At 69.2% G+C, this 25,711-nt stretch carries 20 protein-coding genes; 3 read left to right on the forward strand and 17 right to left on the reverse strand.

Annotated elements, in window-relative coordinates; all coding sequences use genetic code 11:
- Positions 1-3 precede the first annotated feature (3 nt).
- The gene (locus H587_RS18185) at positions 4-270 is read right to left on the reverse strand and encodes a hypothetical protein (RefSeq protein ID WP_245560864.1); all 267 of its coding nucleotides are present in this window, start codon (positions 268-270) and stop codon (positions 4-6) included.
- A complete protein-coding gene (locus H587_RS18190; RefSeq protein WP_051202655.1) occupies positions 245-1,918 on the reverse strand; it encodes a chorismate mutase in 1,674 nt (557 codons plus the stop codon). The genes H587_RS18185 and H587_RS18190 overlap by 26 nt, the downstream gene beginning before the upstream one ends.
- 323 nt (positions 1,919-2,241) lie before the next feature.
- Between H587_RS18190 and H587_RS0110400 the strand changes: the two genes are divergently transcribed.
- Complete coding sequence (locus H587_RS0110400; protein WP_027176216.1) at positions 2,242-3,432, forward strand: PhoH family protein; 1,191 nt, start codon at positions 2,242-2,244, stop codon at positions 3,430-3,432.
- Positions 3,433-3,648: 216 nt separating this feature from the next.
- Here H587_RS0110400 and H587_RS0110405 read toward each other — a convergent pair whose 3' ends face one another.
- From H587_RS0110405 to H587_RS18205, 11 genes are all read right to left on the reverse strand, one after another.
- Positions 3,649-5,682, reverse strand: coding sequence for a methyl-accepting chemotaxis protein (locus H587_RS0110405; protein ID WP_027176217.1), 2,034 nt, complete (start codon positions 5,680-5,682; stop codon positions 3,649-3,651).
- A 107-nt stretch (positions 5,683-5,789) separates the two neighbouring features.
- Positions 5,790-9,941, reverse strand: coding sequence for an acyl-CoA dehydratase activase (locus tag H587_RS0110410; RefSeq protein ID WP_027176218.1), 4,152 nt, complete (start codon positions 9,939-9,941; stop codon positions 5,790-5,792).
- Positions 9,942-10,110: 169 nt separating this feature from the next.
- Positions 10,111-10,524: a hypothetical protein gene (locus H587_RS0110415; protein WP_027176219.1), complete on the reverse strand. Its 414-nt coding sequence runs from the start codon at positions 10,522-10,524 to the stop codon at positions 10,111-10,113.
- Positions 10,525-10,577: 53 nt separating this feature from the next.
- Positions 10,578-10,994 (reverse strand): hypothetical protein, encoded by a 417-nt coding sequence (locus H587_RS0110420; protein ID WP_027176220.1) that lies wholly within the window; start codon positions 10,992-10,994, stop codon positions 10,578-10,580.
- Positions 10,991-11,392, reverse strand: coding sequence for a hypothetical protein (locus H587_RS0110425; protein ID WP_027176221.1), 402 nt, complete (start codon positions 11,390-11,392; stop codon positions 10,991-10,993). The genes H587_RS0110420 and H587_RS0110425 overlap by 4 nt, the downstream gene beginning before the upstream one ends.
- Before the next feature lie 654 nt (positions 11,393-12,046).
- Positions 12,047-13,753: a bacteriohemerythrin gene (locus tag H587_RS0110435; RefSeq protein ID WP_027176222.1), complete on the reverse strand. Its 1,707-nt coding sequence runs from the start codon at positions 13,751-13,753 to the stop codon at positions 12,047-12,049.
- Positions 13,754-13,831: 78 nt separating this feature from the next.
- Positions 13,832-15,001 carry a hypothetical protein gene (locus H587_RS0110440; protein ID WP_027176223.1) on the reverse strand — a complete coding sequence of 390 codons (1,170 nt, stop codon included), beginning with the start codon at positions 14,999-15,001 and terminating at the stop codon, positions 13,832-13,834.
- Positions 14,998-16,116: a heterodisulfide reductase-related iron-sulfur binding cluster gene (locus H587_RS0110445; protein WP_027176224.1), complete on the reverse strand. Its 1,119-nt coding sequence runs from the start codon at positions 16,114-16,116 to the stop codon at positions 14,998-15,000. The genes H587_RS0110440 and H587_RS0110445 overlap by 4 nt, the downstream gene beginning before the upstream one ends.
- Positions 16,117-16,159: 43 nt before the next feature.
- Positions 16,160-18,175 carry a diguanylate cyclase domain-containing protein gene (locus tag H587_RS19705; protein ID WP_051202656.1) on the reverse strand — a complete coding sequence of 672 codons (2,016 nt, stop codon included), beginning with the start codon at positions 18,173-18,175 and terminating at the stop codon, positions 16,160-16,162.
- Positions 18,168-19,319: an ABC transporter substrate-binding protein gene (locus H587_RS18200; RefSeq protein ID WP_051202657.1), complete on the reverse strand. Its 1,152-nt coding sequence runs from the start codon at positions 19,317-19,319 to the stop codon at positions 18,168-18,170. The genes H587_RS19705 and H587_RS18200 overlap by 8 nt, the downstream gene beginning before the upstream one ends.
- Positions 19,320-19,349: 30 nt before the next feature.
- Positions 19,350-20,561, reverse strand: coding sequence for an ABC transporter substrate-binding protein (locus H587_RS18205; protein WP_051202658.1), 1,212 nt, complete (start codon positions 20,559-20,561; stop codon positions 19,350-19,352).
- A gap of 179 nt (positions 20,562-20,740) precedes the next feature.
- On the opposite strand from H587_RS18205, the gene serS reads away from it, so the two are divergent.
- Positions 20,741-22,039: a serine--tRNA ligase gene (serS, locus tag H587_RS0110465; RefSeq protein WP_027176225.1), complete on the forward strand. Its 1,299-nt coding sequence runs from the start codon at positions 20,741-20,743 to the stop codon at positions 22,037-22,039.
- Between the two features lie 151 nt (positions 22,040-22,190).
- Here the strand turns inward: serS and H587_RS18210 are convergent, their stop codons facing one another.
- From H587_RS18210 to H587_RS0110485, 4 genes are read right to left on the reverse strand one after another with little or no spacing between them, the layout of a single operon-like run.
- Positions 22,191-22,919 (reverse strand): ATP-binding cassette domain-containing protein, encoded by a 729-nt coding sequence (locus tag H587_RS18210; RefSeq protein ID WP_051202659.1) that lies wholly within the window; start codon positions 22,917-22,919, stop codon positions 22,191-22,193.
- Between the two features lie 7 nt (positions 22,920-22,926).
- Complete coding sequence (gene modA / locus H587_RS0110475) at positions 22,927-23,670, reverse strand: molybdate ABC transporter substrate-binding protein (RefSeq protein ID WP_027176226.1); 744 nt, start codon at positions 23,668-23,670, stop codon at positions 22,927-22,929.
- A gap of 11 nt (positions 23,671-23,681) precedes the next feature.
- Positions 23,682-24,347 (reverse strand): molybdate ABC transporter permease subunit, encoded by a 666-nt coding sequence (gene modB, locus H587_RS0110480; protein WP_027176227.1) that lies wholly within the window; start codon positions 24,345-24,347, stop codon positions 23,682-23,684.
- 24 nt (positions 24,348-24,371) lie between these two features.
- Positions 24,372-24,623 (reverse strand): hypothetical protein, encoded by a 252-nt coding sequence (locus tag H587_RS0110485; RefSeq protein ID WP_027176228.1) that lies wholly within the window; start codon positions 24,621-24,623, stop codon positions 24,372-24,374.
- A gap of 785 nt (positions 24,624-25,408) precedes the next feature.
- On the opposite strand from H587_RS0110485, the gene H587_RS0110490 reads away from it, so the two are divergent.
- Positions 25,409-25,711: a DUF485 domain-containing protein gene (locus tag H587_RS0110490; RefSeq protein WP_027176229.1), complete on the forward strand. Its 303-nt coding sequence runs from the start codon at positions 25,409-25,411 to the stop codon at positions 25,709-25,711.

Below are 25,711 nucleotides of genomic sequence, written 5' to 3' on the forward strand. Positions count from 1 at the left end.
CGGTCAGAACAGGAAGCCGCCGCTCGGGGCGCCGGGGCCGGGGCCGTCGGCGTAACCCAGTTCGCGGCGGCGGATTTTCTTGCGCCGCAAATCGATTTCCACTTCAAGCCGCAGGCGTTCGCGGGTCAGCTCGAAGATTTCGTTGGCGAAAAACAGGTCACGCTCCGGGTCTTCGCGCAGGCGGTAGTCCCGTTCCCGTTCCTGGCACTCCTCCAACTCCCGCGTGAACCCGGCGATCTCGGCCTCAAGCGCCGCTATTTCCGCGCACACGGATGCGTCGAGGTTTCTTTGGCTCATCCTTGGTCCGCTCCGTGCGCGCGGGCTCGGCGGAGCGGCCCGTGGGCAATGCGTTGTAGAGGTTCCAGAAGCGCGGCCAGACCGCGGTCAGTTCGCCGGGATTGTCCACGGCGATGCCGCGCCGCAGCCAGGCGATCAGGGACAGGGCCAGGATGCAGTAGGGGCCCGGCGCGGCGTAGGAGTCGCTCCAGGTGAGCGGACCGGGTGTCAGCAACACGGCCCCGTTTTCGATCTCGAAGGAGGCTCCCAGGCGCTCAAGCATCTCGGCGGCCTGTCCCAGGGCGTCCAGGTCCGCGGGCGCGGCCACGCGGCAGGGCCGCTCGGAGGCCAGCCCGAGCACCAGGGCCAGGGGGAACAGTTCGGCGCGGCGGCCGAAGTCCACGTCGGGACGGCCGTCCGGCGCGCCCTTGGTCGAAACCAGGACCCCGTCCTCCAGGGCCAGGGTCAGGCCCAGGGCGGTCAGGCCGAGGCCCAGGTCGCCGCCCAGCGGGGCTTCGGCCTTCCAGGGGCCGCTCAGGCGCGCCCGGCCGCCGGTGAAGGCGGGCATGGCCAGGAGATAGGCGCAGAGCACCGGGTCCGGCGGCAACTCGGGCCGCGCCGGGATTTTGGGCTCACCCGGGGGCACGGTGCAGCGTCCATCCTCCAGCCGGGCCGACAGGCCGCAGGCGTTCAGCACAGCCACGGCCCCGGGCAGGTCTTCGGCGGCCGGGGAGCCGGGCCGGAAGCGCAGCACCAGGCCGCGCGGATAGGCCCAGGCCGAGAGGGCCAGGGCCACGGCGAACGCGGCCGGAAGATCGTCCGGCAGATCCAGGGAGCCGTCCATGTCGCCGCCGCACTCCAGGCGCGCGGGCAGGCCCGGGGCGTGGGGGTTCAGGCTGATGAGCCGGGCGCCCAGGGCGGGCAGCACGCGGTTCAGCGGGCCCACGTCCATGAGCTTGAGTTCCGGGCCCCCGGCGAACTTGCAGCGGCCCGCGCCGCGCAGGGCCTGGGCCAGAAGGGCGAAAAAGGTGAACGGGGTCTCCCCGGCGAAGAGCAGCTTGTCCTCGAAGGTCAGCGGAGCCTGCCCGGCTGCGGCTTCCAGGCCGTCGTCGGTCCAGGACAGGCGCGCTCCGGCCTGGTTCAGGGCCTTGACCAGTTCCACCAGGGGGTCGTTGAGCACGGCCTGGTTCAGGGTCAGGGGACGGCCTGAGGCGGCGGCCATGAGGGCCCACATGCGCGCGGCGTCCAGGGAGCGGGGCGCGGGCAGGTCCAGGTCCACGGGCATCTGGCGCGGAGCCAGGCCGAAGGGGTCGGACTGCTTGCGGGCGGTCTTCATCGGGCCGCGCCCGAAGAAATTGACCACGCCGAAGAGCTGGCGCAGAAGCTTGGTGTCCAGGCCGTGGAGCCGGGAAGCCTCTTCCCATGCGCCCCAGACCTGTTTCTCCAGGCCCGGGTCCGTGGAGGGCTTGCCGCGCGAGCGCCTCCAGGCGGTCTCGCGGCCCAGGAGTGCGGCCCTCCTGGCCAATAGCTCCAGGATCCTGCCGTCCAGTTCCTTGATCTCGCCCAGCCGCTTTTCAAAGACGCCCTCGCCGCCCGGCCCGCCGGCCCGGCGCGAGGGACCCTTTTTGGTCTCGTCCGTCATGTGGTTCCTGGTATCTCCGGTGTGGAAGGGCCTGCATAGCCTGAAACCACGGCGTGGGCAAGCCCCGTCGGGAAACGGCCCCGATCGCGGGCGGCCGGGCCGGGCGGCGTTCCGCCGATCCTTCGTCGCCCAATCGTCACCTCGCCGCCGCGCTTTGTGATGGACCCCAAGCCGGGAAAAGTTTAGAGAATGTTTAACAACTCGGCGGCGCGGCATCCGCCCGTCCTGGGAGGTGAGTGCAAAGCCCCGGCATCGTTTCTTGAAATCCACGGGTGGACTGGACGCCTTCGCGTGAGAACCTCGAAAGAAGCGCAAGGGAGCCTATGGCGTCGAAAAACTTCATTCTCGATACCAACGTCCTCATCGAAAACCCGAAATGCATCGCCGGCCTGCGCAACGGCGAGGAAAACAACATCCACGTTCCCTACACGGTCCTGGCCGAGCTGGACAAGCTCAAGCGCGACCCGCGCGTGGGGCATGTGGTCAGCCAGGCCGTGCACGCCATCCTCGAAGACGACAAGGTGCGCATCTTTCCTCCGGACGTGGCCCTGGGCCTGGAAGACGAGATCTACGACGACCGCATCCTCAAGGAAATCCTCAAGCAGAACGTCGAGGAACCGATCCTCATCACCAACGACCGCATCCTCCAGCTCAAGGCCCGGGTCTACGGCATCGCCTGCGAGGGCTACCGCGACTCCGTGCCCTTCCAGTCCGAATCCCAACTCTACACCGGCTTCGTGGAGGACGGCGAGGAGCCCGTGGCCAACAGTTTCCGCTGGGAGCAGGGCACGCCGGTCTTCCACGGCACCGAAGGGCCCAAGGCCGTGACCTACCAGCACGAGATCTGGGGCGTGCGGCCGCGCAGCGTGTATCAGAACCTGGCCTTGGAGATCATGCTCCACCCGGACATCGACCTCGTCTCGCTCCAGTCCGAGGCGGGCTACGGCAAGACCTTCCTGGCCCTGGCCGCCGCGCTCTACCTGGTCCTCGAACGCAAGGACAACACCTACCGCAAGATCTACCTGGTCAAGCCGGTCTGGGAGATCGGGGCCAAGATGGGCTACCTGCCCGGCGACGTGGAGGAGAAGATGCTCCCCTACGTGCGCTACATCCACGACCTGCTCGTGAAGCTCCACGAGATGCGTCCGGCCAACCGCATCTTCATGACTCCGGACGCCGAGAGCCTGCGCCTGAACCCCAAGAAGTTCGAAATCCAGCCCATCGCCTACATCCGGGGCATGAACGTGGAGAACGCCGTGGTCGTCGTGGACGAGATGCAGAACCTTTCGCGCAACGAGACCCGGGCCCTGCTCACCCGCATGGGCGAGAACGTGAAGTGCATCTGCCTGGGCGACACCCGGCAGGTGGACAACCCCTATCTCAACGAGTCCAACAACGGCCTCAACTGGGTGGTGAAGAAACTCAAGGGCTACCGCAACTACGCCCACATGGTGCTCAAGGGCGAACGTTCGCGCGGGCCCATCACGGACATCGTCCTCAAATCCAAACTCTAACCGGCTTCGCCGGACCATGGAAAGGCGGAAGAGGCTCTCGGTCTTTCGCTGAAGAGGCTCCCGGTTTCGGGCCGACCCGTCGAGGCGGTCATCAGGGCGCGTTGCGCGCCCTGATGACCGCCTCGACCGTTGGGGGGTTCAGGGGCCCTCGGCCCCTGGCGGGTCCGGGGCGGAGCCCGGCCGCCGGAGGCGTTGTGTTTCTTGTCCCTGTCTTTCTCACCCGGTGCGCAGGGCGCCGACCATTTCCTCCAGTTCGCGGATCTTGGCGGCGAGGCTTTCCACGGCCTGGGCGGACTGACGCATGCCCTCGGCGATGCGGCCGGTGATCCGGCTGACCTCCTCCTCGGAGCGGTTGATCTCCTCGCTGGCGGCGGACTGCTGCTCGGCGGCGGTGGCGATGCTGGTGACCTGCTGGGAGGTGGTTTCCACGAGAGTGACGATTTCCTTGAGGGCGGCCTCGGAGCCCCGGGCGAGGTCCGTGGCCTCCACGGCGGCGGATGCGGCCAGATCGACCTTGGCAACATTCTGGCTGGTGCCGTCCTGGATGGCGCGGATGGCGTCGCCGACTTCCTTGGTGGCGGTCATGGTCTTCTCGGCCAGCTTGCGCACCTCGTCGGCCACCACGGCGAAGCCGCGTCCGGCCTCGCCCGCGCGGGCCGCCTCGATGGCCGCGTTGAGCGCCAGAAGATTCGTCTGGTCCGCGATGTCGCTGATGACGTTCATGATCGCGCCGATGGACTGGGCCTGGGAGCCGAGGTGGTCCATGCCGGTCTTGAGTTCCCGGGAGAGGGAGTCCACGCGGTCGATGGCCTGCATGGAGCGGCCGACCACGCCTTCGCCCTCCAGGGCCTTGCCCCGGGCGCGTTCGGCCATTTCGGCGGCGCTGCCGGCGTTCTTGGCCACTTCCAGGACCGTGGCGTTCATCTCCTCCATCGCCGTGGCGGTCTCGGTGGTGCGCTTTTCCTGCTCCTCGACGCCGCCGGTGATGTCCGAAACCTCCTGGGTGAGGGTCGCGGAGGAGGAGGCCAGCGCCTCGACAATGCTCTGAAGGCGGTCGGCGGCCAGGACCATGCCGTCGGTGCGGGCGCGTTCGGCCTGGCAGGTGGCCTGCTCGGCCTGTTTCAAGGCGTCCATGGCCTTGCGGGCCTGCTCCTCGGCCTCGGCCCCGCGCTGGGCGGCGGCCTCCAGGTTGCGGCGGATGCTTTCGGTCATGTCGCCCAGGGAACGGGCCAGGGTGCCCATCTCGTCCTGGGTGCGGATGTCCAGGCGGCCGTCGAGGGAGCCTTGGGCCACGGACTGGGCGAAGGCCGTGCAGCTCTTGAGGGGCTTGAGGATGAAGCCGCGCACGATGAGGGACACTGCGACGATGATGGCCAGGGTCACCAGGGCGGCCACGCCCATGTTGGCCGCGGCGGCGGTGTTCATGTGCGCGCGCATGTCGCGGGAGGGCGCGACCACGCCGAAGACCCAGCCGGAGATGGGGGAGCGCCGGGCGGCGGCCATCTGTTCGCCGTCGGCGTCCTGGAAAAGAACGATGCCGCTTTTCTCCACGGCGGCCACATCGCGGCCCAGGGGCGTCTTGAGCAGTTCGCTCTTCATGCGTTGCGCGGCGTCGGGGTGGGCCAGGGCCATGCCGTCCCGGTCCAGGATGAAGGCGTAGCCGGTGCTGCCGATGCGGGTTTCGGCCAGGGCCTTGGTCAGGGATTCCAGGTCCATGCCCGCGTTGAGCACGCCGATGAGCCCGCCGTTCGCGTCCTTGATCGGCTGGGCGATGACCACCACCGCCTTGCCCGTGGTCCGGCTGACGATGGCCTTGGAGATGACGTCGGCCTTGCCTGTGGAGGCGGCCTGGAAGTAGTCGCGGTCGTTGACCTTGACCTTGCCCACCGAGGCCGTGTTGGTCGAGGCCGCGGAGACGCCCGTGAGGTCGAAGACGTTGGCGTAATCCACGCCCTTCATGGAATGGACCATTTGCTTGAGGGCCGCGTTGGCCGCCTCCGACCCGCCTCCGCTGAACACGCCGGTGATGTCGGGGTCGAGGGCGAAGGCGGTCATGATGGCCAGGTTGGCCTCCACGTCGCCGCCGATGTCGTTGGCCAGGGCTTGGCTCATGAGCGACATGCTTTCGGCCATGACCATGTCGAAGGCGTGCTTTTCGTTGCGGTAGTTGAGGCCGACCAGCAGGACCATTCCCGCGAGGATCATGACCAGCACGGGCAGGAAGAACTTCGCTTGCAGGCTCAGGCGCATATGGCGCTCCTTTTTTGGTCAAGTGTTACGCCACGTTATTATCCTGTTCCAGAGCCGAGTCAAAGCCCCTCGCGGAGATTATCAAAACGGCGGGGAATCGTTGAATATCAAGCGCGAGAGCGGCACTGCTCCATGAAAGCCTCCAGCGTCAGGACCGAGGCGGGATGGGGGGTGCCGTCGAAGGGCAGGGAGATCACGGGCAGGTCGAGCTTGCCGGAGGCCTCGCGCAGGAGGGCGGCGGAGATGGTTCCGGGCATGCAGCCGAAGGGCATGGCGTTGACCACTCCGGCCACGCGGGGGGCGGCCTCCAGGGTCGCGCCGATGGTCAGCACGGCCTCGCCGCGCACGTCCTCGGGCAGGTATTCGGCGGCCAGGGCCAGGACGCGCTCCACATCCGGTTCGTGCCCGGCCAGATCGCCCAGGGCGGCTTCCAGGCGGCGGGTGGTGGAGTCCTGGACCTTGCGGCGCAGGGCGAGTTTGAGGAACCCGGTCAGGTCGCGGGAGCGCCGGGCCTCGCGCACGGCGATGTAGGTCACGTAGCGCACCCATTCCCCGAAGGGGGCCAGGACGACTTCGCCGCCCAGGGCCTCGATGCGCCGCACGAGGTCTTCGTTGGAGAACCGGTTGTGGCGCACGAAGATCTCCCCGGCCAGAAGCACGCGGGGCCGGGGTTCGCGGCGGCGGGGGATGCGCGCGAAGGCCCCCCGGACCTGGGCCAGGAAGGCGGCGATGTCCTTGGAGGGATCGGCGAGGTGGCGTTCGAGCCCGGCCGAGGCCGAGGCGTAGAGCCGGTCGGCGGCGCCGGGGTCCAGCTCATGGGGCCGCACACGGTGCAGGCAGTGCTGGAGCAGGTCGTAGCCGACCACGGCCTCCCAGGCCCGGCGGGCGAAGCGCGTTCCGGCTTCGGCCAGCTCCCGGTAGAGGCCGCGGTCCTGCACCGGAGAGTAGACCGGCACGTCCCCGGCCCCGGCCATCTCCAGCACGAGCCGGTGGTGCGCGGCGTACTGGCCGAAGCGGCAGGGCCCTGTGCCGCCGGGCATGAAGAAGGCCGCGCGCTCGGGATCGAAGTCCGGGGCCAGAACCTTGAGCAGGAGGTCGCCGGTGGTCACGGCGCAGGGGTAGCACTCCTTGCCCGAGACATAGGAGGCGGCCAGACGCATGGCTTCGGGCCCGGTCTCGGGCAGAACCTGGGATTCGATGCCGCAGGAGCGGAAGGCTGCGGCCAGCCCCAGGCAGTGGTCGGACATGCGCGGGCCGTAGAGCACGCGGGACTTGAGGTCCGGGCGGCGCTTGCGGGGCTTGGGCCGGGCCAGCCGCGCGGGCGGGGGCAGGTCCGCGATGCTGTCCAGGAAGGCCTCGCAGCGGGTGAGCATTCCGGCGTCGGCGGTGTGTTCGTCGATCTCCAGGGTGAGCATGGGCTTGCCCGCCATCTCGCGGTCCAGGCCCTTGTCGATGAAGGAGTCCGGGCCGCAGGAGAAGCTGCCGATGCGCAGGGCGAAGAGCTTCGGGTGGTTGCGCACGAAGCGGGCCGCGCGCAGAAGATTCCGGCCCGAGCGCCAGTACATGCCCTCCAGGCCCTCCTCGTCCTCGGCCGGGAGCATGTCCTGGGGCAGCGCGGGCACGCCGAGGGCGGCCAGCTTGCGCGGCAGGTCCAGGTTCAGGCCCGGGTCGAAGGCGTTGTAGGCCCGGCCCAGCACGACCACGGCCGGGCCGTCCAGGGATTCCAGGAACGCGCGGCCGCGTTCGCGCAGGGCGTGTTCGAAGCGGTCCTGGGCCGCCCAGGCGGCCTCCAGGGCCTTGTCCATCTCCCGCGCGCTCACCCCGTATCCGTCGAAGGCCTCCCGGAGAGAGCGGAGCAGGAAGGTCCGGCCGTGGTCGGCCTGGATCACCGGGGCCAGGACGCGCGTGTCGCGGCCCTCGGCGCGCAGCCGGGAGGCCAGGAGGAAGGGGAAGCTCTGGGTCAGGGGACAGGGCAGCCGCGCGGGTTCGCCGGGTCCGGCGAGGTTGACCACGCAGGGCGCGAAGATCGCGGGCAGGCCCTGCCCGGCCAGCTCCAGGCAGTGGCCGAAGGCGGCCTTGACCGGGTGGCAGGTGTCGGCGGCCAGGGCCCGGCCGCCCAGGCGGACCATGCGGCGGCTGGTGCGGCCCGTGGTCACGGGCTCGAAGCCCAACTCCCAGAGCAGGGTGGAATGGAACGGCAGCAGGTCGTGGGCCAGGAAGGCCAGGGGCAGGCCGATGCGGCCGCGCGGGGCCTGTCCGCCCGAGCGGGCCAGGGCCTCGGCGCGTTCGCGCTGGACCTCGAACAGGGCCTGCTCGCGGAAGGCGAAGAGGTCCGGCAGGTCTTCCGGGGCCTTGCGGCGGTCGTCGAATTTTTCGCAGCGGCCGCCGAAGAACAGGGGCCGCTCCTCGCCCTCCAGGCGCAGTCGGTTGATCTCGCAGGAGTTCTCGCAGCCGTCGCAGGTGAAGGAGTCCACTTCGTAGCGCAGCCGGGCCAGGTCGAAGCCCCGGAAGCGCGAGGGCCCGCCGCCGTCGGCGCGCATGTGGTCGCGGGCGATGAGGGCCATGCCGATGGCCCCGGTGACGTCGTGGTGCGGGGGCACGACGATTTCCCGGCCGAGGTGCTTCTCGAAGGCCGCGGCCACCGCCTTGTTGAAGGCCGTGCCGCCCTGGAAGAAGATGCGCCGCCCGATGGGCCGGGGACCGACCACGCGGCTCACGTAGTTCTGCACGATGGAGTAGGCCAGTCCGGCCAGCAGATCGTCGCGTCCGGCCCCGCGCTGGAGTTGGGAGGCCAGGGAGCTTTCCATGAACACGGTGCAGCGTTCGCCCAGGTCGCGCGGGGCCTCGGCGGCCAGGGCCAGCTCCTGGAAACGCTCCTTGATCGGCACGCCCAGCCGCTCGGCCTGCTCCTCCAGGAAGGAGCCCGTGCCCGCCGCGCAGGCGCGGTTCATCTCGAAATCGCGCACCCGGCCGTCGCGGATGGAAATGTATTTGGAGTCCTGGCCGCCGATCTCGAAGACCGTGTCCACTTCCGGGTCGATGGCCACGGCGGCCCGGGCCTGGGCCGTGATCTCGTTCTTGACCACGTCCGCGCGCACGAGGTCGCCGGTCATGGCCCGGCCGGAACCGGTGGTCCCGACCCCGCGCACCTCGACCCGGCCGCCCACCTCGGCCCCCAGTTCCCCGAGCCCGCGCAGCACGGCCTCGATGGGCCGGGAGGCGGTGCGCAGGTAACGCTTGGCCACCAATCGGCCTTCCTCGTCCACCAGGGCCAGGTTGGTGGAGATGGAGCCCACGTCGATGCCCAGGTACACGGGGGCTCGGCCCTGCTCCGGCAGGGGCGCGAGCGGGGCCTCGGGCACGAGATGCCGTTCCATGATCTTCCGTTCGGCCAGGGGCGGCCGCGCGCCGCCGTCTTCCAGACGGACGACGGCGAGCCGCTCCACGGCGGCGGGATCGCAGGGCGCGGAAAGCCCCTCCTCCAGGGCCTTGCGGGCCGCGCCCAGGGCTCCGGCCTGGGCGGACAGGGGCGGCGTCACGAGGTCCGGCAGGTCGAGCACGCGGCGGAAGGCCTCGGCCACTCCGGCGTTCAGGGCCACGCCGCCCACCAGGACCGCCGGGCCGGGCAGCTCCCGGCCGCGCACGATGGAGCCCCGGAAGTTGCGGGCCACGGCGGCGCAGAGCCCGGCCGCGATGTCGGCCAGGGGCGTGGCCACCTGTTGGAGGTGGATCATGTCGGACTTGGCGAAGACCGAGCAGCGGCCCGCGATGCGCGCCGGACGCTTGGAGGCCAGGGCCAGGGCCGCGAAGTCCTCCAGGGAGAGGCGCATCCGCTCGGCCTGCTGGTCCAGGAAGGCCCCCGTGCCCGCCGCGCAGACCGAGTTGAGGGCGAAGTCGCGGACCACCGGGCCGCGCGGCCCGGGCCGGAGCAGGAGCAGCTTGGAATCCTCGCCGCCCATCTCCAGCACGCAACGCGCGCCCGGGGAAAGGGTCTCCGCGCCCAGGGCCACGGCGGCCAGCTCGCTGACGTGGGGCGCGCCGAGGGTTTCGGCCACGAGCTTGCCCGGCCCGCCCGTGACGGCCAGCTCCAGGCCCGGGAAGCGTTCCAGGGCGCGGGTCAGCATGGCGGCGGCGCAGGCCGTCGGGCGGCCCTTGTGGCGGGCGTATACCGAGTGCAGCAATCGGCCCTGGGCGTCGAGCACGGCGAGCTTCACGCTCACCGAGCCGCAGTCCAGGCCCGCGATGAATTCCTGGGACATGGCTCCACGGGGGTTCTGCCGCCCGGAGGGGAGGGGTTCCGCGCCTCGGCGGCGCTTCCGGGCGGGGGTCGCTCCCGCGCGCCCAGGATAACGCCAAATCGCGGATGGAAGCAATGTCTCCCCGCGAGGAAGTCCGGAAAACGGGAATTCGCCGAGCCTGGAGCCTCCCTCAGCCCTTGTCCGCGTGGGGAGAGACGCCGAACAGGGAGAGGAACCAGCGGAACAGCCGCCGCCTCAGGGGGCCGTCCGGGTGCACATAGGGGATGACGGCGATCCTGAAGGCCAGGCAGTGAGCCACCAGCCCCTCCAGGGAGGTGTCCTCGGGAGCGGGCGCGGTGCTGCCGACCCTCAGATCGAGGAGAATGAGCGCGCGCAAGTCCTCGGCATGGGTCGGCTCCTCCTCGGCCAGGCTGATGGACAGGGGCGCGGTCACCTCGGCACAGTCCAACTGGAGCTTTCGTCCCTGGGCGTCGAAGGCGGCATACGCGTCATCAAGCACGTCGTAGCACTCCAGATACGTCTCCGCTTCCCTAAGCTCTGGAAACACGGCCATGCCGCTGTCGTCGAACACGAAAATGGGCATGGTGGGCTTCCTGGAGTCAGAATCGGTCTTTCCAGCTGGTGTGGTCATGTGCTTCAGCGTCCGGCGGGCCGGAGAAATTTGCTCTCCGGCTGTTTCCAGAACACGTCCCCGGTCAATAGGCTGTCGGCCGGAGCCTCGCCCACGCGCCGCAGGCCCAAGGACCGGCCCTGGGGGCCATTGCCCTTGGGCAGGGGAACCTCCTCCAGCGCAAAGGTTTCAGTGACGCCCCTGTACCGCAGAATGAGCGTCTTGCGGCCGTCAAAGGACCATGTGCCCGCATGAAGCTTGAGGTGGTGTGGAGGCGTGAACAGCAGGAGCAGGAACTTGTCGCTGTTCTCGGCCAGGGCGATGGTGCGCGTCAAGGCCCGGTAATCACCATTGCGGTATTCTCCGGCGATGCCCGGTTCCTCGGCCAGGCATGGTCGGGCGAGCGCCAGGATCAGTCCGAGGATCAGCGTGAGACGCTTCATTCGCTCCTCCAGAACGTGGCGGACGAGATTTTGGAGCGGGGATCGTCGGGCGAGATGCGTTGCAGGCCGCGCATGGGGCCATAGGGCTCCACCTCGTCCTGGTCCCAGACTCCGGGCTCCAGCACCTCCAACATGCCGTCATGCTCCAAGACCACGCGGTCGTTTACCTCCCGCCAGGTGCAGGAGACGTATCGGATATCGCTCTTGTCCGACTCTCCCGGGAGCCAATTCTCGGTCATGATGAAACAGATGTTGTCCTGGTCCAGGAGAAAGAGCTCCTGGCGCCATTCCGTGGGTACCGCAGTGTGGTAATACCCAGCCAGCGGGGAGTCGTCCGCCCGGAGCGGAACGGCTCCGGCCAACACAAACAGGACGAGGAAGAGCAGAACGCGGGGCATCACTCTTTCCTTTTCTTCGGCTTGGGATCGTATTCGATGTGAATGTGGCTCACGTCGATGACGTTCCCCTTTTTATCCAGTTCGTATTTTTCTTCCGGCAATACGACGTAGTCCCTGCCGAGTTTTTTTGAATTTCAGCAGCGAGTTCCCTCAACTTGTCTTTTGTGATGTGATTTCCCCGCAAGTCAACAGCTTTGTCCTTGTAATGCAAGGGATTCTTTCCGTGGCTGCTGTCATTGGCTGAAGTGACCGCCATTGGCCTTCGCGTGCGCGCCCGGGGCCGCTGGAGCGCCGGCCACGAACACGTCCCTGCCCCATCTTCCGGGGGGAGTCCAGTCCGGCTCCTTGGCGACGGGGCTTCGCCCCATTTACGGAAAGACGGAGAGGATGACCGGCGGCTTCAATCTTTTCGGTCATGGGCCGAAGGCCCCTCCTGTATGTTTTCAACGAAGCATAAGGTCGGTTTTTGGGCCAGGTGAAGAAAGACAGCGAAAAAGCGGCTGATTGCGGCGAAAAAGCATCTTGACGGGGTTTTGGCGGAAACGACGCGGGGGCGGTCCCGGGCATGCCCGGGACCGCCCCCGCTGAAAGGGGTCCAGGGGCCGTCGGCCCCTGGCGGGTCCGGGGCGGAGCCCCGGCCGCCGGAGGCGTCGCCTACTTCACGCCCTTGGAGTTGAGGAACGGGGCGTACTTCTTGTCCGTGCCCATGATGTGGCCCACGAGCCAGTCCTTGAGGAAACGCATGATGTCCATGGTCACCTTGGCGGCGCCGCTCTTGAGGCCGTCCTCGAATTCCTGAACCTTGGCCTCGAACTTGCGGTGGATCTCGGCGTGGCGGGCGGCCTCGGGGTAGCCGTGGCGGGCGAACAGCTCCTCTTCGGTCTTGAAGTGCTTGATGGCGTACTGCTTGAGCCGGTTCACCACGTCCAGCATGACCTTTTCGGAGCGGCGCTGGCGCATGGCCTGGTGCAGCTCGTTGATGAGGTTCACCAGGGCCTTGTGGTGGCCGTCGATGAGCCCGATGTTCACGGACAGCTCGGGGGTCCACTCCACCAAACGGTCGGAGCCGAGGGCTCCGTCGAGCTTGCCCTTGGCCATGCCCTGGATGAGCATGTCCAGCTCCTCGACCAGACCGGAGACCTCCACCAGGGCGTGGGCCGACTGGGCCATGCCCTGGGCCGTCTCCTGGGCCACCCGCGTGACCTCGCTGACGGCCCGGTTGATCTCCTCGCCCACGCTGGACTGCTGGCCCGAGGCCGCGGCGATGGACGAGGCCTGGCTGGCCGTGTCGTCCACGAGGCCCACGATCTCCTCCATGAAGGCCCCGGACTGGGTGGCCTCGCGGGAGCTTTCCACGATGTCCCCGGCGGCGGCCTCCACGGCCTGGACGTTTTCCTGGGCCCCGGCCTGGATGCGCTGCACGGCCTCGCCCACTTCCTTGGTGGCGGTCATGGTCTTTTCGGCCAGCTTGCGGACCTCGTCGGCCACGACGGCGAAGCCCCGTCCGGCCTCGCCCGCGCGGGCGGCCTCGATGGCCGCGTTGAGGGCCAGGAGGTTGGTCTGGTCCGCGATCTCGTTGATCACCGTGATGATTCGGCCGATGCCCTCGGCCTGTCGGCCGAGCTGGGCCATGGTCTCCTTGAGGTTCAGGATGCGGTCGCGCACGCGTTCGATGGAGTCCACGGCCCGGCGCACGCCCGCCGCGCCGGTGGAGGCGTTGCGCTTGGACTGGTCGGCGCTTTCGGCCGCGCTGTGGGCGTTGCGGGCGACCTCGACGATGGAGCCGGTCATCTCCTCCATGGCCGTGGCCGTCTCGGTCATGCGGTCGCGCTGGATGTCCACGCCCCGGCTCACCTCATGCACCCGCTCGGTGAGTTCGCCGATGGCAGCGAAGATCTTTTCGGACACGGCCTGGGCCTTGCCCGCGGCTTCGTTCATGGACGAAAGCAGCTTGCCGACCTCGGCCTCCTCGACGCGGGCCTTGTCCAGGGCCTCCTGGGCGGCCTTGGCCTGGCGTCCGGCCTCGGCCTCGCTCAGGCGGCAGGACTGGGTCACGGATTTGAGGTGCGCCACCATGTCCTTGAGCGCCGCGTGGACTTCGCCCATCTCCAGGTCGAAGCGCCCGGTCAGCTCGGCCTCCTCGCCCCGGCCCACGGCCTGGGCGTAGCGGTGGATGGCCGCCAGGGGCGCGGTGAGCTTGCGCCGGGTCTGGACCATGGCGAAGGCCGCCAAGAGGGCCCCCAGCACAAGGATGACGGCCACGACCACCGGGCCCGCGCCGAGGATGTCGGCGGCGGTCTGGGCGCAGAGCAGAAGAAAGAGTCCGGCGACGGCCGTGAATATCCGGAATTGAATCGTCATGAAAAACCTCCTCTACGGGAAGTTTCTTTTTACCCGGGAGCGTTCCGGCCGTCCAGCGCAACCAGGGGGGCGTTCCAATCAAACCCGGGCCGAGGAGCGGGAAGGTCCGGACGACGCGGACAGCAGGGCCAGCCCCAGAACCACGGCCACGCTCCCGGAGTACAGGAGGGGAGTGGTCAGGCCCAGACTCAGGCAGGCGGCGTAGGCCCCGGCCCCGAAGGCGGTGGGCCGCCGCAGCACGGGCACGGCCGGCAGTCCCAGCAGGAGCAGCGGCCCGGGCAGGCCCCAGGAGGCGGTCAGGCGCGGCCAGAAGGCGTGCACCTCGGACAGGCGCATGGCCGGGCCCCGGCCGATGGCCTGAAGCAGGGAGAGCAGGTCCGGCGAGGTGTCCAGAGGCAGGGGCTGGTTCAGGGGCAGCCCCGCGAGCCAGGCTCCGGGGGTCTCGCCGAGGGCCTGGAACACGGCCAGCCATTGGCGCGACTGCTCCAGACGGGTGAGCGCCGCGCTCTGGTCCAGGGGCAGGATCAGGGCCGCGGCGGTCAGCAGCAGGCAGAGGACGAAGAGCGGGAGGCGCAGGCGCAGGCGGCCCGGGCCGAAGAAGAGCAGGCACCAGCCCGCCGTGAACAGGGCCAGGGCCGAGAAGCAGGCCGCCAGTCCCGGCAGGATGGCGAACAGCCAGAGTCCGGCGCGGCCGGGCGGGGTCTCGCCACGGGCGGAGAGGGCGGCGCAGAGGCAGAACACGAGGACGCAGGCCAGGCTGTCCGGCTCCCCCAAGGAGCAGGTCAGCGGGAGCCGATCCAGGACGGTCAGGTTCAGGGTCAGCTCCAGGCAGCGGAGCAGTCCCAGGATTCCGCCGCAGACCAGGAAGGCCCGGCGGGAGGGCGGCCCGAAGCTGGAGGCCCAGAGCCAGGCCAGGAGCAGAAAGGCCGGCGGCGTCAGCTCGGGAATCCAGGCCGGCGGCGGCGAAACGGCCCGCAACGCGGGCGCGGCGTAGAGGAACAGGGCCAGGGTGGCCAGCCCCAGAACCAGCGCCGCGCCAAGGGTTTTGAGCGCCGAACCGCCGGAGCCCCGCAGGACCGGCAACGCGCCCAGCCAGGCCAGGGCGAACCAGGCGGCGGGCTCCACGGTCCCGGCCCGGGACGGGCCGCCGGGAACGGCCTGGGTCGCGGCCAGGGCCAGGGGCAGGACGACGCAGGCCAGGATCAGGGGCGATACGGCCAGGGAGGGCTGAAGGAACTCCCGGCTCATGCGTCCTGAAGGAGCTTGCGGAAATGGCGTCGGGCCCGGCGTTTCAGCTCCAGGCGCGCGGCGTGGGCCCGGCGGCCTTGGAGGAGTACGGGCGGGTGCAGCGGATCGGCCCCCAGGTAGAGATCCAGGACATGCACGGTGGGATGGCTCGCGCCGAGGGTGCGCGCACAGCCGGTGCAGGCCGTTGCGATGGGCCGCTCACCGGCTTCTTCCAGGCGTTGGGCGCGCCAGGATTCGGGCAGGGGGCTCCCGGCCAGGTCGGCCCGGCCGCCCGCGCCGCAGCAGGTGGTGCGGTACCAGGCGTGGTTCATTTCGGACACGGCGTGGCCCGAGCCCCAGACCAGGTCGCGCACGGCCCGGTGCACGGCCTTGTCCAGACGCCAGAGGCAGGAGTCCTGCACGGCGATGTCCAGGGATTCCCTGTCCGGATCCTGCTCCCGCTCGTCGGCTTCCGGGGCCAGGGCCTCGTAGACCGTGTTCACGGCGAAGGGCGGCTCCACGGAGCGGAGCATTTCCCGGCAGCCGGGACAGGGGGTCAGCACCTCCTCCAGACCCAGGGCCGCGATGCGGTCCACCAGCCCCCGGACGCGCCCGGCGGCGACGGAGTGCAGTCCGGCGTTGTCCGAGGGGCGTGAGCAGCAGGCCAGGAGAAAGGCCGTGGGCTCCGTGGCGTCGAGCATTTCATAGGTTTTCCAGGCAGTCTCGGGCCGGGAGCCGGAGAGGCCGCAGCCGGGCAGGAAGCCCCGGCGCGCGCCCGGAGGGGCCGCCAGGAAGGTGTGGTTGCGGCTCAGAAGCCGGGTTTCGTTCTCCAGATAGGCGGCGAAGGGCTCCAGGGGATAGGCCCCGGAGGCGATGTACTCGGCGCGCAGCAGGCGCATGAATCCGCTGGGGTCGGCCTTGCGCGGGCAGGCCACGCTGCACAGGCCGCAGAGGGAACAGAGGAAGGGCATGGCCGGGTCCAGCCTGCCGACCAGGGCGTCGCGGGCCAGTTCGTGCGGCATGCCCCGCTCCTTGAGCAGCGGGCATTCCTTGGTGCAGATGGTGCAGGAGTCGCAACGCTTGAGGATGTCTTTCGCCGCCCGGACGGCGGCCTCGCCCAGTGTGTTCATCCGCATAGGGTTACGGCCGGAGAGGGAAAAGCGCAAGAGGCGACGGCGTTCAGTCCTCGGCCGGAGCCGAGGCGAAGCTGTAGCCGTTGCCGCCCCGGCGCTTGACCACGTACATGGCCCGGTCGGCCGCGGAGAGCAGGCTGTCCTGGTCCCGGCCGTCGCGCGGGGACACGGCGATGCCGATGCTGGCCCCGGCGAGGTAGAGGCCTTCGGGCAGGTCCGGGGCCAGCAGGGCCTCGCGGATCTTGGCCGCCACGGCGGCGGCGTTGGCCGGGTCGGAGAGGTCGCCCAGCACGACCACGAACTCGTCGCCGCCGATGCGGGCCACGGTGTCGGACTCGCGCACGCAGGCGGTGAGGCGCTTGGCCGCCTCGCGCAGCACGGCGTCGCCGAACTGGTGGCCGTGGGTGTCGTTCATGGCCTTGAAGCGGTCCAGGTCGACGTAGAGCAGGGCCATGGGCAGGCCGGTGCGCCGCGAGTGCTTGAGGGCCTGGGCCAGGCGGTCCACGAAGAGCTGGCGGTTGGGCAGACCGGTGAGCGGATCGTGCAGGGCCATGTGCCGGACACGGGCCTCGGAGACCTTCATGGCCGTGATGTCCTGGGCGTTGAGCACCAGCCTGCCGTCGGGCATGTGGGCCATGCGCAGGCGGGCCCAGCGGCTTTCGCCCCCGGCGTCGCGGAAATGCATGACGCGTTCCGGCGGGTCCGGGTTTTCGGCGTCGCGGAACCAGGTTTCGAGCATGGCCGCGCGCTCGGCGCCGCCGGGGATGGTCTTCGCCATCCACTCGCGGATGTCGGTGATCTCGTGGGCCTTCATGCCGAACAGGCGCTCCATGCCGGGGCTGACGTAGTGGATGTCGCCCTTGAGGTCGGCCACGGCGATGCCGTCGTGGGAGTGCTGGAGGATGGCCGTGCGCTCCATGATCTGGAGGTTGAGCTGGGCGTAGAGGGTCTGGATGTCCTCGGCCATCTTGTTGAAGGCCCGGGCCAGGCTGCCCAGCTCGTCCTCGGTGAGCACCGGGGCGCGCGCCGAGAGGTCGCCGTCGGCCACGGCCTGGGCCGCCCTGGTGACCTCCAGCACGGGCCGGGCCAGCCGCCGGGAGAGCAGGCGCATCCCCAGGGCCAGGGCGAGCGCGGCCAGGGCTCCCACGGCGATGATCCGCCCGGCCAGCCGCCGGGCCGGGTCGAAGGCCTCGGCCTGGCTCATCTCGGCCAGCAGGGCCATGCGGTAGTCCGGCAGCCAGCGGTACACGCCGATGACCGGCACGCCCGCGTAGTTGTCGTAGGCCCCCTTGCCGCTGCTCCCCGAGAGGGCCCGGTCGATGCCGGGGGTATGCAGGTTCCGGCCGCCGTTCCGGCCGATGATCTCGGCCGAGACGAAGGTGTGGAAGCTGTCCACCAGATAGGTCTCGCCCGTCTCGCCCAGGCCGGCGCGATCGCGGATCACCGCGTCCAGGCGCTCCAGGTTGAGGTGCTCGGCCAACACCCCCAGGAGTTCGCCCTTCGCGCCGCGCACGGGCATGGACACCGTCATCACCGGCCGCAGAGAATCCGGCGAGGGGTAGGCGCTTTGCAGCGCGATTCCCTCGCGGCCCTTGAGGTAGAAGTTGTAGGTGGTGCGGAAGCGGCCCACGCCGCCGGGCCGGGAGGAGGCCAGCACCCGGCCGCCCGTGGGCGAGAGGAAGAGCAGTTCGCTGATGTCCGGCCGGGCCTCCACCGCGGCGGTGAAGAAGGCCGAGAGCCGGGCGTATTCCGGCAGGGCCGCCGGGTCGCTTTCCAGGGGCGGGAGGGTCGAGGGCAGATGCCCGTTGAGCGTCAGGTCGGCGGTCAGCAGGGCGAGGTCGCGCTTGCGGTCCTCCACCCAGAGGTTCAGGTAGTTTTCCTTCTGCGCGGCCACGGTCTCCAGGCGGGCCAGGGCCTGGACGCGCAGGGCCTCCTTGCCGCCCTCGTAGGCCGCCGCGGCCACCAGAAGCACGGTCAGGGCCGAGAGCAGCAGATAGGTGCGCACCAGCCTGCCGGTCAGGCTCGTCTGCCGGAAGAGTCCGCTTCCCGCCGGTTCACTCATGAGGCGGAATCTCCTTGTGGAACACGGCCTGTTTTCCCTGCACGCGCATGATGAGCACGCTGCGCTCCGGATCGCCCGAGCCGTGGAAGCGGATGGTTCCGGTGACGCCCTGATGGTCCTCGATGGCCGCCAGCCCGGCCGCCAGCATCTGGGGCTGGGTTCCGCCCGCGTTGCGGGCCGCCTGGAAGAGCAGTTGCATGGAGTCGTAGGTCATGGCGTCGCTCAGGATGGGATCCTTGCCGTAGCGCTCCCGGTACGCGCGTACGAATTCCCGGGTTTCCGGCGTGTTCCGGTCCGGGGCGAAGCCGGTGCAGAAGTAGGCGTCCTGGGCCTCCGCCAGGGCCAGGACGTCGGGCTGGTGCCAGGAATCCGAGCCGAGCAGGGTGCGGGCGACGCCCATCTCCCCGGCCAGGCGGATCTGCTCCCGCAGGGTCGGCTGGAAATTGGGCAGGAGCAGAACCTGGCATCCGCCCGCCTTGATCCTGGCGAGTCGCTCACGGAAGTTTTTTTCGCCGGTGAGGTAGGGCTCGAAGGCCGGAACCTGGCCGCCCAGGCCCACGAAGGCGTCGCGGAAATACTCGGCCACGCCCCGGCAGTAGTCGTCGGCCGCGTCGTAGAGCACGGCCGCCCTGGACGCTCCCAGGTCGTCGCGGGCGAATCGCGCCAGGGCCCGGCCTTGGGCGGTGTCCGCGAAGCAGGCCCGGAAGATCAGGGACTTGCCCCGGGTGGTCTCGGGGTTGGTGGAGGTGGGCGAGATGAGCACCACACCCGCGTTCTGGGCCAGCACGGCCGCCGGAATGGCCTGGCGGCTGACATAGGGGCCCACGATGGCCGTGACCCGGTCGCGGCTGATGAGTTCGCGCACGGCCACCAGGGTGTCTTCCAGGCGGTCCTGGTTGTCCCGGGGCAGGAGCCGCACGAAGAGCCTGCGGCCGGCGACCTTCAGGCCGCCCGCGTTGTCGACCTGCTCCATGGCCAGGCGCGCGGCGTCGGGGTTGTGGCGCACGGCCGTTTCGGAGATGGCGGCCACGAAACCGATGCGGAACTCGTCCTTCGGGGCCTCGCCCTCCGAGCAGGAGAGCGTCAGGCCGAGCAGGAGCAGGGACAGGAGCGTCGGCAGCGCGCGGAAAAATCTGGGCTTCATGTCGCCTCCCCAGGCGGTTCCGGTCTCGGTTCAGGGAACGGGAGGCAGCTCCTTGTGGAGCCGGAACCTGCCGTTCTCGATGCGCAGAATGACGGCGCTCTTCTCCGGGTCGCCGCCTCCCCGGTAACGGTACAGGCCCCCGGCCCCCTCCAGCATCTCCACCTGGGACAGGGCGTCGCGCAGATCCGTGGGCGTCAGCGCGCGAACCCGGCCCAGGGCCGTGAAGATCAGGCCGAAGGCGTCGTAGGTCAGGCAGGCCGTGCCGTTGGGCGTCTGGTTGTAGGTTTTTTCGAAGGCCTGTCTGAACTCCCGTGAGCGGGCCGTGTCCATGCCCGGATCCCAGGTGGTGGTGAAGAAGCTTCCGTCGAGCGCGGTCAGGTCGGGCCCCTGGGAGAGCATCTCCCAGCCGTCGCCGCCCAGGATCACCCCGGTGAATCCGGCCTGCCTGGCCTGTCTGGCCTGGGACAGAACCTCGTCGTGATAGTTGGGCAGCAGGAGCAGGTCGGGCCGCTCCGCCAGGATGCGCCGGAGGTGTTCGGACCAGTCCGCGGTTCCGGTGAGGTAGGGCGCGAAGGCCGCTATGCTTCCGCCCTTGGCGCTGAACGCCTCGCGGAAGCTTTCGGCCAGGCCCCGGTTGTAGTCTCCGGCCGAGTCGTAAAGCACGGCGGCCCGGGCGGCGCCCAGTTCGTTGCGGGCGAATTGGCCCAGGACGGACCCCTGGAAGGAGTCGGTGAAGGGCATGCGCCAGGTGTAGTGCAGGCCCCGGGTCGTTTCGGGGTTGGTGGAGCCGGGAGTGATGAACGGCACGCGCAGTTCCTCGGCCACCTTGGCCATGGGAATGGCGTCGCGGGAGAGGAAGCCGCCGATCACGGCCAGGGCGTGTTCGCGTTGGACCGCCGCGCGCAGGGCGTCCAACCCGCCTTCCACGGTGAAGCCGGGATCGAGGACGACGAGTTCCACGGGTCTGCGTCCGGCGGGGGTCATGACGCCGCCCTCGGCATTGGCCTGGTTCACCGCCAGCCGGGCCGCGTCCAGGGTGGTCCGGCCGATGTCCTGGTATTCGCCGCTGAGCGTGAAGATGAAGGCCAGCCGCACCGGCCCGGGGGAGGCGTCCCGGCCCCCGGAACAGGCCGAAACCCCGGCCGCGGCCAGCAGGAAGGCGGACAGGATCGAGGCCAGGGACCGCAGGCGTCCGCGAAGGCCGCGCGGGAGAGGCTTTTTCGTGCCCCACGTATGCCGCATTCGATACATCCTATTGAGGTTCTTGATCTATATGTAGTCCAGAAACACGAACGATTGAAAGCGTTTTTTTTCTAACACCGCGACTTCGCGCGCAGAGTCCGGGGGAGGCCCCGTGGCGGGGCCTTTCCTCCGGGGCCTGTTTCCGCTACATGCCGGGGAGCAAACGAAGGAAGGACACCATGCTCGACCTGAAATTCACGCGCGCCAACCTGGACGTGGTGCGCGAGGCCCTGGGGAAGAGGAATTCCAAGCTGGACGCGGACGAATTCGCCGTGCTGGACGAACGCCGCCGGGAGCTGCTGCGCGAGGTGGAGGCGCTCAAGGCCGAGCGCAACGCGGCCTCGGGCGAGATCGTCCGGCGCAAGAAGGCCGGAGAGGACGCCTCGGACATCCTGGCCCGCATGGCCGCTGTCTCCGAGCGGGCCAAGGCCTTGGACGGCGAGCTGTCCGGCGTGGAGGAGCGGGAGAAGGACTGGCTCCTGTCCGTGCCGAACATCCCCCACGAGAGCGTGCCGGTGGGCAAGGACGAGAACGACAATCCCGTGGTGCGCGTCTGGGGCGAGCCCACGCGCTTCGACTTCGCCCCCCGCGACCACCACGACCTGGGCACGGGCCTCGGCATGCTGGACTTCGAGCGCGCGGCCAAGCTCTCCGGCGCGCGTTTCGCCGTGATCTCCGGCCAGATCGCCCGGCTGGAGCGGGCCCTGGCGGCCTTCATGCTCGACGTGCAGACCCGCGAGCACGGCTATCTGGAGGTCATCCCGCCGACCATCGTCAACGCCGACTCCCTGCTCGGCACGGGCAATCTGCCGAAGTTCGAGGAAGACCTCTTCAAGCTCACGGACAGCCGCAATTTCTACCTCATCCCCACGGCCGAGGTGCCCCTGACGAACCTCTACCGGGGCGAGGTGCTGGACGAGGACGACCTGCCCAAGGCCTTCTGCGCCCACACCTCCTGCTTCCGTTCCGAGGCGGGCAGCTACGGCAAGGACACCCGGGGCCTCATCCGCCAGCACGAGTTCCGCAAGGTGGAGATGGTCCGCTATTCCCACCCGGACAAGTCCTACGAGACCCTGGAGCTGATGACCGGCCACGCCGAGGCCATCCTCCAGAAGCTCGGCCTGCCCTACCGGGTGGTCCTGCTCTGCACCGGCGACATGGGCTTCTCCTCGGCCAAGACCTACGACTTGGAGGTCTGGCTGCCGGCCCAGGACAAGTACCGCGAGATCTCGTCCTGCTCCAACTGCGTGGACTTCCAGGCCCGCCGCGCGGACATCCGCTTCAAGCCCAAGGGCGGCAAGAAGACCGAGTTCGTGCACACGCTCAACGGCTCGGGCCTGGCCGTGGGCCGGACCCTGGTGGCGGTCATGGAGAACTACCAGAACGCCGACGGCTCCATCCGCGTGCCCGAGGCTCTCAAGCCCTACATGGGCGGCATCGAGATCATCGGGGGGGCTGGGGCTTCGCCCCGTTCATAGAAAGGCGGAAGAGGGCCGCATCTTTGTGAAGAAGGGCGGGGCGCGCGGGCGTTCCGCCTTTTTTCACGCCCAGCCGAAAGCCTTCCTCGCCTTTCCGGAACCCCCGGAAGGAGGCCTTGTTATGAACCCCCGAAGGGGGCCGAGGGGGGGGTCAGAGGCCGTCGAAGCCCTCGAGAAGCAGGGCCTTGGAGTCCGGGGCGGCGGCCAGTTCGGCGGCGGTGAGGGTGCGGCGCACCGAGCCCCGGCCGAACACGGCCACGGCCTCGCCGAAGGCCACGGCCTCGTCCGGGTCGTGGGTCACGAGGATGAGCGGGGTGTCGAAGCGCTCCAGGGTCTTTTTCAGCTCGGCGCGGAGCTTGACGCGCAGGGGCTGGTCCAGGGCGGAATAGGGCTCGTCCAGGAGCAGGAGCTCCGGGGCCGGGGCCAGGGCCCGGGCCAGGGCGGCGCGCTGCTTCTGGCCGCCGGAGAGTTCGCCGGGCAGGTGCCCGGCCACCTCGGAGAGACCGAAGCTCTCCAGGAGCGCGGACACGCGGCGCTCGGCCTCGGAGGAGGGGCGCCGCCAGAAACGGGCCAGGCCGAATCGCAGGTTTTCCTCCAGGGTCAGGTGCGGGAACAGGGCGTAGTCCTGGAACAGGAAGCCCACCTTGCGCCTGCGCGCGGGCACGTCCACGCCCTGGCCGGAATCGAAGAGCACCCGGCCGCCCACCTCGATGCGGCCGTTCTCGGGCCGGAGCAGCCCGGCCACGGCCCGCAGGGTGAGGGACTTGCCCGATCCCGAGGGGCCGAAGAGGACGAGGCGGCGGCAGGGGAGTTCCAGCCGGACGTCCAGCCGGAAGCTCCCCGCCCCGCCGTTGAGGCTCGCCTGAAAGGTCAGGTTCATCATCGTCCTAGGGCTTGGCGAATCCGCGCGCGGCCAGGATCTTCTGGGCCTCGGGGGACTTGAGGAAGTCCACGAAGGCCTGGGCCGACTTCTTGTTCTTGGTCGTGACGGTCACGGCCACGGGATAGGTCACGGGCTTGTCCAGGGGGATGATGGCGGTCACGGCGACCTTGTCGCCGCCCTTCTTGGCGTCGGTGGCGTAGACGAAGCCCGCGTCGACCTCGCCCCGGGCGAGGTAGTCCAGAACCTGGCGCACGGACTCGGCCATGACGTACTTGGAGGACATGGCGTCCCAGAGGGCGGCCTTTTCCAGGGCGGCCTTGGCGTAGCGTCCGGCGGGCACGGAGTCGGGGTTGCCGATGCCCACGTGCTTGACCTTGGCGTCCTTGAGGGCCTCCATGGACTTCACGGCCGGGGCGCCGGCCGGGGTGGCGATGACCAGGTCGTTCTTGGCGAAGGTCACGCGGGTCGCGGGGTCCACGAGGTTCTTGGCCGCGGCGTCGTCCATGGTCTTCTGGTCGGCCGAGGCGAAGACGTCCACGGGCGCGCCCTGGGCCATCTGGGCCAGCAGCGCGCCGGAGGCCGCGAAGTTGAAGGTCAGGGTGTCGCCGGGATGGGCCTTCTCGTAGACCGGTTTGAGGTCGTTGAAGGTGTCGGTGAGGCTGGCGGCGGCGGAAACGATGAGTTCGCCCGCCCAGGCCGCCGGGGCCAGAAGCAGGGTCAGGGCCAGGGAGAGGATCAGTTCGCGCATGGGACGCTCCTTCAGGTTTTGGGTTTGACCAGCTTGGCCGTGGCCGCGAGGATGACCACGCAGACCACGGAGATGACCAGGACCATGAGGTTGGCGCGGTCGTCCTGTCCGGCCTGCACCGCGCTGTAGACCGCCAGGGAAAGGGTCTGGGTCTTGCCCGGCAGGTTGCCCGCGATCATGAGCGTGGCCCCGAATTCGCCCATGGCCCGGGCGAAGGCCAGCATGGTCCCGGCCAGCACGCCGCGCAGGGCCAGGGGCAGGGACACGCGCAGGAAGACCTCCAGCTCCGAGGCCCCCAGGGTGCGGGCCGCGTTCTCGCAATTGGCGGGCACGGACTCCAGGGCCGCGCGGGCGGACTTGTAGACCAGGGGGAAGGCCACCACGGCCGAGGCCGCCACCGCGCCCTGCCAGGTGAACATGAGGGTGATGCCGAAGGTCTCCAGGAGCCAGGCCCCGAGGACGCCGCGCCGCCCCAGGAGCACGATGAGGTAGTAGCCGAGCACCGTGGGCGGGAGGACCAGGGGTAGGGTGCAGGCCGCGTCCAGCAGGTCGCGGCCCGGAAAGGCGCGCAGGCTCATGAACCGGGCCAGGCCGACCCCGGCGGCCAGCGCCAGGAGCGTACCCAGCGTGGCCACCTTGAGGGTCAGCAGGAGGGGGGGGAGAACGGCGTCGAACATGGCGGCCGCGCTTCGGACGGGCGGCTACCCCCTCCCGTCGCGGCAGCGCGGGCGGGGCCGCCCGGCGAGAAAGAGCGCCCCGGCCAGGGCGAACACGGCCAGGGCGGTCAGAGGGTGGCGGGTGAGCAGGCCCAGCCCCGGAATGAGCAGGACGAACGGCGCGCTGCCGAAGAGGAACTCCCGGGCCGGGAGACGGCCGAAAAAGGCGTCGCCCACCAGCACGTCCAGGATGAAGAGCAGGACCACTCCGACCAGAAGCAGAACGATGATTTCCATGACGGCCTCCCGGGAGCCTGTGGACCAGGACCGTGCCAAGAGTGCAAAGGTTTTAAATCGTTGGCGGCGATATTCCCCGACGAGAAGATTTCAGTCGCATTGAACTCTATTTTTGTCGTCCAGCGGTCGACCTTGCTGCACTATTGTCTCGTTGTCCAAGGACGCGGCCAGTACTTTGTGTCACTAAAAAATAAAAACAAGTGACACTCTGTTATTCTTTTCTGAAACTATGCGGAATGGCGCATTGGCCGTCAATCATGGCACGGCTAAATGAAAAACAGTGACACTGCCGTTGCTTGAGAACATGCGGCATCGGTTGCCCGATCCGCGTTGATGCTGCATATCTGATGAAGACCGGCTTCCTTCGTGGAGGTCGTCCATCGTGCCACCCCAACCCGCAACGCCGAGGAGGCCGCGCGCGCGGACGAGCGCCCCGATCACCGGCGGCAGCGCCGAAAGCATGGATCCCAAGGTCGGCGACCCCATCCGCCTGCTGATCAAGGCCTTTTCAGTGATCCTGGTGGACGAATGGCCTCGGGCCTGTCCCTTCCACGCGGGCGCGCCCGGGGGGCTCCGGGCCTCCTGTTCCCCGCCCGCCAACGGTCGAATCCGGCCGGTCAGTGGTAAGCAGTCACTCGCGGTCAGGGGCGCGGAACGCTTGGGGGCCGATCCCGTCCGTTGGCCGAAAAGGGATCGCCGGAGGCTTGCGTCTTGTCTAGAGGTGGGGCGTCGGGTCCGGGCGGTGGACCCGGCCGCGATCCGCAACCCAAGCCAAGGAGGAACCCATGAACACGCACGCCCGCCAACCCGACGAAGCCCAGTTCCGCGAACTGGTCAGGAAGAAGTGGACCGTTTCCCTGGTCCTCACCGCGGTCATGCTGGCCATCTACTTCGGGTTCATCCTGGTCCTGGCCTTCGCCAAGGACATCCTGGCGGCCAAGCTCGGCGAGGGCCTGTCCGTCGGCATCCCCGTGGGCGCGCTGGTCATTCTTTCCGCCTGCGTCCTGACGGGAGTGTACGTGGCCTGGGCCAACGGTCCTTACGACCGTGACGTGAAAAACATCCTCGATTCCATGAAGGGGGAGTGA

Source organism: Desulfovibrio aminophilus DSM 12254, assembly GCF_000422565.1.
GTDB classification, from domain to species: domain Bacteria; phylum Desulfobacterota; class Desulfovibrionia; order Desulfovibrionales; family Desulfovibrionaceae; genus Aminidesulfovibrio; species Aminidesulfovibrio aminophilus.